A 12,658-nucleotide genomic window follows, 5' to 3' on the forward strand; every position below is an offset into this window, starting at 1 on the left:
ACGAGTAAACTATGTTTGATCAACAATTAGCAAATACACAATTTTGGCTTAAAAAAAGCTTAAGTGACATGAGTCAAAACGAATGGGAAGCCATTTGTGATGGATGCGGAAAATGTTGTTTAAATACGTTTATTGATAGCGAAGATGAAGACGAATTTACCGCCACCGATCAGTTACGCGAAGGTGAGCAATTAATATTTACTAATATTGTATGTCAGTATCTCGATAACAACACCTGTGGTTGTAGCGAATATGAAAACCGCCAAACGCTTGTTCCTTCTTGTGTAAAACTCACAAAAGAAAACCTTAAAGACATCTTTTTTATGCCACAAAGCTGCAGTTACCGTCGTTTACATGAAGGTCGTGGTTTGGCTTCTTGGCATCCGTTATTAAATAATGGTGATAAAACAAAGATGCATGAGCTAGGTATTTCTGTAAAAGACAAAACAGTAAAAGATTGCGATGTAAAGCTCGACGACTTTGATTTGTACATTGCAGAATGGCCAACAAAGGACGTAGATTAATGAGTAAACAACAAGCCGTAATTGGTTTAATCAATCCTAAAAGCCCGACTAATGTTGGTGGTGTATTGCGAGCAGCTGGCTGTTTTGACGCTAAACAAGTTTTTTTTACAGGCAATCGCTACTTAAATGCCAAAAAATTCCATACAGATACAAAAAATGTAGTGGAGCGTATTCCTTTAACCGAAACAGATAATTTAGAAGCAATAAAGCCACAAGGCGCAACGGTTGTGGTTATTGAGCTTATTGAAGGTGCAACACCTTTACCTGAGTTTAAACATCCTGAAAATGCATTTTATGTATTTGGCCCCGAAGATGGTTCTGTATCAAAAGACGTCTTAAAGTGGTGCGATGAAGTGGTATATATTCCAACTATTGGCTGTATGAATTTAGCGGCAACCTGTAATGTAGTTTTGTATGACCGCTTAGCTAAATTAGGCGGCGTTGAGAGTAGTGACGATACTATTATTAGCTCTCGTGATACAAACAATAAAATGAGGTGGCAAAAAAGCTGATTAGTTAAGGTTTATTTGTGCAAAAGTGATAGTAGTAGCTAAACTTAAAAACACTATTAATCACAAATAGATACTAAAATGCGCTGGTTTTATTTTATATTATTGCTAACAACTAGTAATAGTTTTGCTGAAACATCGGTTGAGTATTTTCAAAATGGTACTCAACACACCTTAACTGGGCATTCCCATAAATCAGGGGTGCTCTATGAAGCTAAAAACTCCAAACAAACACTTCATCTAGCCACACTCGATTGGCCTCCCTATATTGGTAATAATGTATGTAATAAAGGCTGGGGTTATCAATTTTCAATTGCCTTGTTAAATAGTAAGGGCTACAGCGTATATATTGAATTTTTGCCTTGGGCAAGAGCGGTACGAAATGTAGAACTAGGCAGGGCTGACATACTAATGCCTGAATACTTTATAGAAGATACAGCCCCCTCCGATTATGTTGATGGTAAAACACGTCGAGAGTTACTCGGCTTATCTAATTCGTTTAAAGGTGGCGAAATTGCTTTTTTAAAAAGGAAAGGCGATACAGACCATTTCACAGGAAACTTGAACTCGCTCAAAGGGCTTAAGATTGGTGTTGTTCGAGGGTATCAAAATACGCCAGAGTTTGATGCCATGATGGACAATGGCGAGTTTGAAGTTATCACCTCTGTTGATGATTTACAGCTTGTTAAGCTACTGACTGCTAAGCGTGTTGATTTGGTTATAGGCGATCCTCAAGCTTTGAAATCATCTGTGGCTTACTCCTCTTTAACTAAACCTGAAAAACAGTCTTTGCTTTCTTCCATTGAGCAAGAAAGCATTCCTTTGCAATATAACTCGTTATATTTTGCCATTAGTAAGCGTGCGCATAATTGGCTTTTAGTATTAGAGGATATAAACGAAGGGCTTTATCAGTTTAATAACAGTGGCGAAATAGACCGAATTATTAGGGCGACCAACACGCAATGTGAATAACGTTACTGGAACGTTCCATAAGTGCGCTAACTAATTTATATTTAAACATGTAAAATCGTTTTCAACTTGTTAATGGAGTGAAAACGACGTGAGTGAAATAAATACAAACCAATCATTCGCGGTCAACGAACAGCCAAATAAAAATTATCTGTTTCCACTGACTGCAATGACGACCCTATTTTTTTTATGGGGTTTTATTACTGTTTTAAACGATGTACTAATACCACGCTTAAAAGGCGTATTTGATTTGAGCTTTTTTGAAGCGATGCTAGTACAGTTTTGCTTTTTTGGGGCTTACTTTATTGTTTCTATTCCTGCGGGGCTTTTAGTTAAGCAATTTGGTTACAAAAAAGGGATTTTAACTGGTTTAATTGTGGCTTCTATGGGGTGTATGTTGTTTTACCCTGCTGTTGTAGTACATGAATATTGGCTATTTTTAGGCGCTTTATTTGTACTTGCTGCAGGCGTAACAGTACTTCAGGTTTCTGCCAATCCTTATGTTGCTGCTCTTGGCAGCGAAAAAACAGCTTCTTCTCGTCTAAATTTAGCACAAGCACTTAATGCGCTTGGTACTACCGTTGGGCCTTATGTTGGTGGTTTATTATTTTTCGGTACTGCAGGTAGTTTAGCCGCATCTGCAGCAACTGCTGAATCTGTAAAAGTGCCTTATTTAATGCTTGCTGGCGCTTTATTACTTATCGCTATTGTATTTGCCTTTATAAAGCTTCCAGAAATTGAAGCCCACAAAGAGGAAAATAATACAGCAATTGAATCTCGTTCGTTAACGCAAGCACCGCACTTAACTATGGGTGTACTCGCTATATTTTGTTATGTAGGTGGAGAGGTTGCCATTGGCAGCTTTTTAGTTAACTACTTTGGTGAGGCGCACATAGCAGGGCTTGAAGAGCATACTGCGGCTGCACTTATTAGTTACTACTGGGGCGGGGCAATGGTAGGGCGTTTTATTGGCTCTGTATTATTACAAAAGATTGCACCTTCTAAAGCTATAGCGTTTAATGCATTTAGTATTATTGCGCTATTATTGATCACTATTTTTACTCAAGGTGACGTCGCTTTATACTCAGTATTGGCAATTGGTTTATTTAACTCAATTATGTTCCCGACTATATTTTCAGTTGCAATCGAGCGACTAGGATCATTGACGAGCAAAGGTTCTGGCTGGTTATGTTTAGCAATTGTTGGTGGTGCACTTGTACCATTACTGCAAGGGTTTATAGCTGATACAGTAAATATACAGCAAAGCTTTTTTGTTCCAATGTTATGTTATGTATTTATTGCATGGTACGGTTTAAATGTTGTTCGCTTAGCAAATAAGTGGAAATAACAGACTATACAAGAGTGACTGAATACGTATTCAGTCACTTATAAAGCTACAGTTAATAGGAACGTTCCATAAAAAATAAATCTAGTCATTAATTATTTTAATATTAGCAAGTTACCCACCAAAGCCTATTTTTTTACAATCCTTTATTCTTATTTTTCATCAATAACCTAACTGTAAGTCTCTTTTACTAGGACATTTAGCTAAATTTTTGCTAAAACAGTAAGGCTAATAATGATAAATAATAAAAAGGATGTATATGCTTAACTCGTTGAAATTTACTTCCAAAGTGACTATTGCAGCCTCCTTAATTTTGGTTTTGGTGCTAGGATTATTTACTTTTAATAACTACATTGCGATGCACAAGCAAACCGAGCATCAGTTAAGCCTGGTATTGCAACAAAATTCCGAATCTGTTTCACAAAATATAGCGAGTTGGTTAAATGCAAAGTTGGCGATTGTAATATCAATTGCTAAAACCCATAAAGCGAATGATTCTAAAGCACTCACCCTTTCACTATTAAATACAGCAGAGCTTGCTGGAAGCTTTAAAAATACGTATATAGGTAAATCTAGCGGCACGTTTATATTAAACGATCAATCAGTTGTATTACCTCCAGATTTTGATGCGACTTCTCGTCCTTGGTATAAATTAGTCGAAAACAAATCAAATACCGCTTTTACAACTCCTTATATCGATGTGACCACTAACGAGCTTACAATTTCAGCGGTAGTACCCATACTCCAAAATGGCCAATTTAGCGGCGTTGCAGGTGCCGATATTGATATGCAGACCGTGACAAAAATTATCAACGATATTGACTTTTTAGGACTCGGTTATGGTTTTTTACTCGACAGCAAAGGCCAAGTGTTAAGCCATCCAAATGCTCAGTTAAACTTAAAAAATACATCAGACATCTTTGGCACTAATACGCCTTTACAAAGTGAGTTTACCCAGTACGAGATAAACGGAGAGTCTAAGCTTATTTCGTTTACAAAAATTAGTGGTATTGAAAACGTAGATTGGTACCTAGGTGTTGTTATAGACAAAGATAAAGCGTATGCCAGTGTCTCTAATTTTGGCCAAACCGCAGCTGTTTTTATGGTGATAGGAATTATCACTATTATAATTATGATGCAGCTTTTATTACGCTATTTAATGCAGCCAATGAATCGTTTAAACGATGCTATTAAAGATATAGCACAAGGTGAGGGCGATTTAACAAGGCGTTTAACCGTTGAAAACGACGATGAATTTGGCGATTTAAGCTATTCATTTAATATTTTCATCGAAAAAATTCAGCATTCAATAGAGCAAGTAAAAGAGTCTACAAAGCAATTAGATACAGCTATTGAGAGCTTGGTATCACAAACACATTCTTCGCTGTCTATGTATGATGATCAAAGTAAACGAACCGATAGTGTTGCAGCGGCTATCAACCAGTTTTCAGCTACATTAATGGATATTTCAAGTAATGCAGAGAGTGCATCGCAGCTTGCTAAAAATGCAGATGAACATTCAACACAAAACCAAGAAGCATTAAGCCACAGTGTTGCAACTATCCACCAGCTCTCGGGTAATATGGAAAAAGCTCAGCAAACTATAAACAGTTTAAATTCGCATACAGCCAGTATTGGCCAAGTGCTTGAAGTTATTAAAGGTGTAAGCGAGCAGACTAATTTATTGGCACTTAATGCCGCAATTGAGGCCGCTAGAGCAGGAGAGGCGGGACGCGGTTTTGCCGTTGTAGCAGATGAAGTTCGCCAATTAGCGCACCGCACTCAACAGTCAACGCAAGAGATTGAAGACACGGTTAGTCAGTTGCAAAAAGGCTCAAACCTTGCTGTAGAGCTTATGAAAACAAGCCTTGAAGGCAGTGAAAAAAGCGTGCAACAAGCCGATGCTGTTGGCAATTTAATGAGCCATGTTATACAAGCGATTCAACAAATTAACGATGCAAATCACTCTGTGGCCACTGCAACAGATGAGCAAAACCAAGTTGTTAAGTTATTAGATACAGATATTCAAACAATTAATTCGCTTTGTATACAAGGCAAGGCCAACTTAAATGACACGCTTGACGAATGTACCAAACTAAAACAACAGTTTAGTGCTTTAGAAAATATGGTTCAAAAGTTTAAAGTATAAAATTAATGACTAAAAAAAATGTGAATAAACCAAATTGGCTCAGTCTGATAAATATCGACAGTGTTTATAGCTCAGACATGCAACGCAAAGCGTTTTCTTTATTTACCATGATTGGGATTTCAATTGTGTTGATCGCAGTATTAGTGTTTTTTAATTATAAGCTTTATTCGCCACTACTGACCGCTTCATTAATTATCGTTAACATTACAAATATAAGCTGTTCTATCTATTTTATAAAAACGGGTAATCTGCAAGTTGTGGCATTAATAAGTATGAGCATTGTGTGCATGATGTTTGTTGCACTTGTTTATACCGGCGGTAAAGATAATACCGCGCTATATTGGCTAATGTTTTATCCTGTCGTAACGTTTGCATCTTTAGGGGTTAGACTAGGTGCTTGGTTAGGCTGTACCTTACTGTTTTCTTGTATTGTTATTTTATACGGCCCTGACTTTGGTCAAGTTAGCTATGGCAACGTAGAAAAAACACGTTTTATAGCGTCCTTTTCTATGGTGTTTTTATTCTCATTTATTGGTGAGTATTTTAGGCATAAAAGCCATATGGCTATTGCCGATATTACGCTGGAGCAAAAACAAGATGCTTATACTGACCCCCTTACTGGTATAGCAAACAGACGTTTTATTACCTCTCATTTTTTAAAGCTTGCTCAAACACGCCCAGAGCAGTACTTACCTTTTTCAATTTTGTTAATTGATTTAGATAATTTTAAATCTTTAAACGATACGCATGGTCACGATTTTGGTGATACGGTATTAATAGAATTTACCAAACTTCTTGAGTCTCAATTTTTGGCAACTGCGTTAAAGGCCCGTTATGGCGGTGAAGAATTTGTCGTTATTTTACCGCAGCTCACTGCCTCTACAGCCACTGTAATTGCGAACAAATTTCGAGAAGCCGTGGCAGGGCATGTTATATTCACTGATGACAAGCAGTGTATTTCAATCACCTGTAGCATTGGTATTTCCCAAGTAAATAAAGTAACTGATTATGATGATTCATTAAAGCAAGCTGATGAAGCTCTTTATAGTGCAAAGGCTGCTGGTCGCAATAGAGTCGTCTCAAACTAGTTGAAGGATTAATATGTCTCAAAGTAAATTAATATATGTTCATGACCCAATGTGTAGTTGGTGTTGGGGTTACTCTCCAACCTGGCTTAAGCTAAAGTCAGAGCTTGCTGGTAAAGTAGCAATTGAATATAAAGTCGGTGGCCTAGCACCTGATAGCCAAGACCCAATGCCACAAAATATGAAAGAGATGCTAGAGGGGACTTGGCATAAAATTTCAGCGCAGTTAGGTACGCAATTTAATTATAACTTTTGGCGTAATTGCCAGCCAAGGCGTTCAACGTATCCCGCATGTAGAGCTGCACTTATAGCGCGTAAAGCGGATAAAGAAGCTCAAATGGTGGCTGCAATTCAACACGCTTATTACCTAAACGCACAAAACCCGTCTGATGAAAGTACATTAATTAGTTTGGCTGAAAAAATTGGCTTAGATAAAGATGAGTTTTCGGCGCAGCTAGCGTCAAGCGAGCTTAATGATGAATTTAAAGCGGAGTTATCGTTTGTTCGCACTTTACCAATTCAAGGTTTTCCCTCACTAGTGCTTATTAAAGATAATAAAGCTCACCCTATAGAAATTAATTATACCGATTGGCACTATTCCCTTAATCAAATTAATTCAATTTTGGATTAACCACCTTATTGCATCTTCTTAATAGGGGGTATTTGGCCAGCAAGTACCCTTATTCGCGTTAGAACCTCCTCGTAAGTCTTAATTGTTACCATTGTCATAAAAGCGACTTTTTTGCGCAACATCCTTGTCATGTTTCATCTATAAACTCCTGCTCATTGAAATTATTAAGTCATAAATTATTTATATAACAAAGTTTATGACCTAAAAAAACAAACTAGCAAATCCGCTAACTAACGAGTAAAGGTGTATGCGATGAAAGGCGTTAAACCATTAATCTTAGCTGGTATTGTGGCCGCAAGTGCAGCAGTACACGCAAATGATTTAGATAAGGTTATTGATAAAAGCAGTGAAATTAATAAATCAGCTGCGCAATCACAAACAAAAATAGACAAGATTGCAGATTCAATGCAAGGACGTTTACAGCAATTTAAAACCCTCAATAAAGAGATTGATGGTTTAGCTGTATACAACGCCCAGCTAACTAAACAATTAAATAATCAAATAGAAGAGATGGAATCTTTAAACCTGTCAATGGATCAGGTTTCTATTATTGAACGTCAAATTACGCCGCTAATGCTTAGAATGATTGAAGGTCTTGAGCAGTTTGTATCTTTAGATATTCCATTTTTAGCTGATGAGCGCACTAAGCGTGTTACGTCTTTAAAAGAAATGATGAATCGTGCTGATATTAACTCAAGTGAAAAATTTCGTCGTGTACTTGAAGCGTATCAAGTAGAAGTAGACTACGGGCGCACTATTGAAGCTTATACCGCACTTTTAAATGTGGATGACAAAGAGCGTGAAGTTGATTTTTTACGCATTGGCCGTTTAGAGCTTATTTACTTAACACGCGATGGCAAAAAAGCAGGTAGTTGGAATGCAGATACAAAATCATTTGAAGCATTACCAGACTCTACAATAAGCCAAATTAATAAAGGTTTACGCATTGCGCGTAAACAACTTGCCCCAGATATGTTAACTCTGCCAGTACATGCAGCAGAATAAGAGGTTGAAAATGAAATTGTTTACTCAAATGACAAAAATAGCTCTTTTTGCTGCAAGCTTAAGCATCACTGGTGCAAGTATAGCGGCAGAGCCAATGAACTTAGATTCATTACTTAAAACGCTCGAAAATGGTAAATCAGCTCAAAGCGAGCAAAATAAACAACGTGAACAAGAGTTTGCTGCTCGCCAAAACGAGCAAGTACAAACACTTAAAAATACCCAAGCAAAGCGCAATCAAATGCTGGTGGAATCTGAGCGTCTAGAAACGCAATTTGAAGAAAACGAAGTAAAACTTGCTAACTTAACAGACACGCTTTCTAAACGAATGGGTTCGCTTAAAGAGTTGTTTGGCGTTCTTCAGCAAGTTGCAGGGGATTCTAGTAATAAATTTGCGACATCAATAGTATCTGCTCAGATTGCTGGGCGCAGTACGTTTATGGATGACCTTGCTCAAAAGATGGGCTCAACTTCAAAACTTGCTTCAATAGAAGATATTGAAAAAGTATGGTTTGAATTACAACGCGAAATGACCGAGCAAGGTAAAGTAAGTCGTTTTAACGCAAGTGTTATTGTTGAAGGCGGTACTAAAGCACAGCAAGAAGTTGTGCGAGTGGGCGCATTCAACCTTATATCAAACGGTAAGTATTTAGAGTTTAATTCCTCGACTAATTCTTTGAGTGAATTAACACGTCAACCTGTATCGCGCTTTACTGCAACAGCAGAAGAGCTACAAAGCACTAAAAGTGGCGTGGTGCAATTTGCACTTGACCCAACAGGCGGCTCTATTCTTGGTTTATTAGTACAAGCACCTGATACACAAGAACGTGTTCATCAAGGTGGCACAGTGGGTTATGTGATTTTAGGCGTGGGTGTTATTGCACTTCTTATATCACTAGAGCGTTTTTTCTCGTTATTAATCATGGGCGGTAAAATTCGTCGCCAGCTTAAAGATACAGTTGCACGTGATGACAATCCGCTTGGACGCGTAATGAAAGTAAAAGATCAATTTCCAAGTGTTTCACACGACACACTTGAGCTTAAATTAAGTGAAGCTATTTTACGTGAAATGCCAAAAGTGACGCGTAATTTAACACTTATCAAAATCATCTCTGTTGTTGCGCCGCTACTAGGTTTACTAGGTACGGTAACCGGCATGATCAATACATTCCAAGCAATCACCTTATTTGGTACTGGGGATCCTAAATTAATGGCGGGTGGTATTTCTCAAGCACTAGTAACAACGGTATTGGGCTTAGTGGTCGCCATACCAACGGTATTTTTATACACCTTACTTAATACTCGCGCTAAAAATATCTTGTTAACTATTCAAGAGCAGAGCGCCGGTATTATTGCAGAGCGAAGCGAGAAGGGAGCATAAACCATGGTGCTATTGATTGACTCAATCAATGCTATCCGTGATTTTCTCGACACCGGTGGCCAAGTTCTCTTGGTCATCGGGGTGTTAATCTTCGCGATGTGGTTATTGATACTCGAGCGATTTATTTACTTTTTTAATGGTTTTAGAAGCTACAAGCATGCGATTAAAGCCACTTGGATCAACCGTGCAGAACGAGATAGCTGGAATGCAGAGCAAATACGCGAAGCGATGATATCGCGAGCTGGTATGCGCTTAAACACCAATCTTTCTTTAATTAACGTGATGGTTGCTTTGTGCCCGCTACTTGGTTTGTTAGGCACTGTAACAGGCATGATAGAAGTGTTTGATGTAATGGCAATTACCGGCACAGGTAGTGCGCGCTCAATGGCATCAGGGGTATCAAAAGCAACTATCCCGACAATGGCAGGCATGGTAGGTGCGTTATCTGGGGTATTTGCCTCAACGTACTTACAACGAAAAGCTAAGCGCGAAGTAGAACTACTACAAGACAGCATGGTTTTAGACCATTAAGCAAAATTTTGATAAGCGGCTCTTATAAAGCCGCTCATCCTAGGAGAATAAAAATGAGAGCCCCGTTAGGAAACCTATTTCAAGAAGATGAAGCTGAAGAAATAAATATGACCCCAATGCTAGACGTTGTATTTATCATGCTTATTTTCTTTATTGTAACTGCCTCTTTTGTTAAAGAAGCCGGTATTGATGTTAACCGCCCAGAAGCTGCAACAGCGGTTAAAAAAGAGCGTGCAAATATCCTTGTGGCGATTTCTGATACAGGCGAGATTTGGATTAATAAACGTCAAATTGATGTACGCGCAGTACAAGCCAATATCGAGCGTTTAAAAGCTGAAAATCCACAAGGTAGCGTTGTGATTCAAGCAGATAAAAAAGCCACTACCGAAATGTTAATAAAGGTGATGGATGCCTCGCGCGCTGCGGGCGCATTTGATGTATCAATTGCCGCACAAGATGCGTCTTAAGGGCTAGTTATGTTGCGATATTTAGTTGCATTAGTGATAGCCGGTGTAGTGACCTTTATGTTGTTTTTAGGCATGCAGGCACTGATCACTGGCGGTGAAGGCGCTATAACGGATCCGGTTAAGGGTAACGTACTTGATTTTGTTCGCTTGAAAAAAGAAGAAACCGTACAAAAAAAAGAGCGCAAGCCACAAAAACCACCAACACCAAAAGAGCCGCCACCACCAATGGAATCACCGCAAATGAAAAATAGTGATGCTACAGCAAATGCTAACAACTTTGACTTTGGTGCCAATGTAGATGCGGATGTAAATTTAGCCGGCGGGTTAGCACTTGAAACAAGTGATGGTGAATACTTACCGATTGTAAAGGTGGCCCCTGTTTATCCGCGCCGTGCGTTATCACGTGGCATAGAAGGCTACGTTATTGTTGAATTTACAGTAACTAAACAAGGCACTGTACGCGACCCACAAGTAGTAAAAGCAGAGCCTGAGTCACTTTTTGATAGAGCTGCGATGGATGCAGCCCTTAAATTTAAATATAAACCGCGCGTAGTAAACGGTGAAGCCGTTGAAGTTGCGGGTGTTCAGAACAAAATATCTTTCCAAATTAGCGGTTAATTTGTAATTAACCACGAGTAAACGGACAGAAATGCGAGGCGATTATGAAATTACTACCTACAGCTAAACTTTTAAAGTTAACACTATTTTGTACCGCTGCGATCAGTACAAGTATTGTTGCACCAAGTGCTCTAAGCCTAATTCCAGGGCTAAATGTAGCTACTGCATATGCGGAGCAAGAACAAAAAACGAAACGTGTACCAGCACTGCGTGAAAAGGTTTATAGCCAGCTTGCTCGTGCCCAAAAACTTGCAGACGATGGCGATGTTAAAGGTGGACTTGAAGCGCTGGATAGCATTCAAGAGCGAGCTGCAAGCATGAACTCGTACGAAGTGGCAATGATGCATAACTTTTACGGGTTTATTTATTACAACGAAAACGACTTACCAAAAGCGATTGCCTCGTTTGAAAAAGTGGTAGCAGAGGAAGCCATTCCTGAGTCACTTCGTTTAAGCACTACATTTAGCTTGGCTCAACTGGCTATGGCTAATAGTGATTACACTAAAGTTATCTCTTTTTTAGATGATTGGGACAGTATTAACACTCAGCCTAAAACAGAAGGCTATTACTTGTTAAGAGCTCAAACATACTATCAGTTAAAAGATTATAAAAAAGGGCTTGAGTACATATCTCAAGTGATTGCTTTAAGCGACAGCGAAGGCAAAATCCCTAAAGAAAACTGGTTAGTACTACAGCGTGCAATGTATTACTCGCTTAATCAAACTGACAAAGTTGTTGAAGTGCTTGAGCGCATGGTAAAGCTTTATAATAAGCCTGAGTATTGGGTGCAGTTATCGGGTATGTATGGTGAAACAGGTAGGGAAAAACAACAGTTGGCGGTAATTGAAGCCGCTTACCAGCAAGGATTTTTAACCTCTAAATCTGATTTACGCCAATTAGCGCAAGTGTATTTATACAATGGTTTAGCGTTTAAAGCTGCAAAAGTGATGAGCGATGCCATTGATAAAGATATTGCTGAAAAAACAGCAAAAAACTACGCTTTTGTAGCAGAGGCGATGATCCAAGCTAAAGAAGATGAAAAATCTATTACCTACTTTGGAAAAGCTGCTGATTTATCTGAGCACGGTAAATACGATCAACGTTTAGCCGAAGTATTTGTTAACACAGAGCAATACGAAGAAGCCGCCGATGCAGCGCGTAAAGCACTTGATAAAGGTGGCCTTGATTTTGAATCAAATGCATTTGTTGCACTCGGTATGGCGCAGTACAACATGCAAAACTTTGATGCATCAATTTTAGCGTTTGAGCAGGCAGAAAAACATAAAAAATCTCAGCGTTTAGCACAGCAGTGGATCAAATATGTAAAGCGCGAAAAAGTGCATGCAGAAACACTTAGAACAGCTTTACTGTAAATTTTAAAGCGCTTTACTAATTAACAAGTAACGCGTGTAAAACCAGTTCATAATCGCAATACTAAAACCGCCTC

Annotated in this window: 13 protein-coding genes; all 13 read left to right on the top strand. The window is 38.6% G+C overall.

The features are described from left to right. Positions 1-11: 11 nt before the first annotated feature. On the top strand, positions 12-524 hold the full coding sequence (locus GQR53_RS01240) for a YcgN family cysteine cluster protein (RefSeq protein WP_004334734.1): 513 nt from the start codon (positions 12-14) through the stop codon (positions 522-524). Next, entirely contained in the window at positions 524-1,036 is a 513-nt protein-coding gene (locus tag GQR53_RS01245) for an RNA methyltransferase (protein WP_165742648.1), read from the top strand. Before GQR53_RS01240 ends, GQR53_RS01245 begins: the two co-directional genes overlap by 1 nt. Positions 1,037-1,114: 78 nt before the next feature. Then, a complete protein-coding gene (locus GQR53_RS01250; protein ID WP_165742649.1) occupies positions 1,115-2,005 on the top strand; it encodes a transporter substrate-binding domain-containing protein in 891 nt (296 codons plus the stop codon). 88 nt (positions 2,006-2,093) lie between these two features. Next, positions 2,094-3,350 (top strand): sugar MFS transporter, encoded by a 1,257-nt coding sequence (locus GQR53_RS01255; RefSeq protein WP_165742650.1) that lies wholly within the window; start codon positions 2,094-2,096, stop codon positions 3,348-3,350. Positions 3,351-3,606: 256 nt separating this feature from the next. Then, a complete protein-coding gene (locus GQR53_RS01260; protein ID WP_165742651.1) occupies positions 3,607-5,496 on the top strand; it encodes a methyl-accepting chemotaxis protein in 1,890 nt (629 codons plus the stop codon). A 5-nt stretch (positions 5,497-5,501) separates the two neighbouring features. Next, on the top strand, positions 5,502-6,584 hold the full coding sequence (locus GQR53_RS01265) for a GGDEF domain-containing protein (RefSeq protein WP_165742652.1): 1,083 nt from the start codon (positions 5,502-5,504) through the stop codon (positions 6,582-6,584). A gap of 13 nt (positions 6,585-6,597) precedes the next feature. Next, positions 6,598-7,212 carry a DsbA family protein gene (locus GQR53_RS01270; RefSeq protein WP_165742653.1) on the top strand — a complete coding sequence of 205 codons (615 nt, stop codon included), beginning with the start codon at positions 6,598-6,600 and terminating at the stop codon, positions 7,210-7,212. Between the two features lie 252 nt (positions 7,213-7,464). Beyond that, positions 7,465-8,217 (top strand): DUF3450 domain-containing protein, encoded by a 753-nt coding sequence (locus GQR53_RS01275; protein WP_004334751.1) that lies wholly within the window; start codon positions 7,465-7,467, stop codon positions 8,215-8,217. 10 nt (positions 8,218-8,227) lie between these two features. After that, positions 8,228-9,595, top strand: a complete 1,368-nt coding sequence (locus GQR53_RS01280) for a MotA/TolQ/ExbB proton channel family protein (RefSeq protein ID WP_004334754.1) — start codon at positions 8,228-8,230, stop codon at positions 9,593-9,595. 3 nt (positions 9,596-9,598) lie between these two features. Continuing rightward, positions 9,599-10,126, top strand: a complete 528-nt coding sequence (locus GQR53_RS01285; protein WP_165742654.1) for a MotA/TolQ/ExbB proton channel family protein — start codon at positions 9,599-9,601, stop codon at positions 10,124-10,126. Positions 10,127-10,179: 53 nt separating this feature from the next. Next, positions 10,180-10,593: a biopolymer transporter ExbD gene (locus tag GQR53_RS01290; protein WP_004334764.1), complete on the top strand. Its 414-nt coding sequence runs from the start codon at positions 10,180-10,182 to the stop codon at positions 10,591-10,593. 12 nt (positions 10,594-10,605) lie between these two features. Beyond that, positions 10,606-11,211, top strand: a complete 606-nt coding sequence (locus GQR53_RS01295) for an energy transducer TonB (RefSeq protein WP_197098794.1) — start codon at positions 10,606-10,608, stop codon at positions 11,209-11,211. A gap of 44 nt (positions 11,212-11,255) precedes the next feature. Then, positions 11,256-12,584: a hypothetical protein gene (locus GQR53_RS01300; RefSeq protein ID WP_165742656.1), complete on the top strand. Its 1,329-nt coding sequence runs from the start codon at positions 11,256-11,258 to the stop codon at positions 12,582-12,584. Positions 12,585-12,658 lie beyond the last annotated feature (74 nt).

Source organism: Pseudoalteromonas sp. Z9A6, from assembly GCF_011378805.1.
Lineage (GTDB): Bacteria > Pseudomonadota > Gammaproteobacteria > Enterobacterales > Alteromonadaceae > Pseudoalteromonas > Pseudoalteromonas distincta.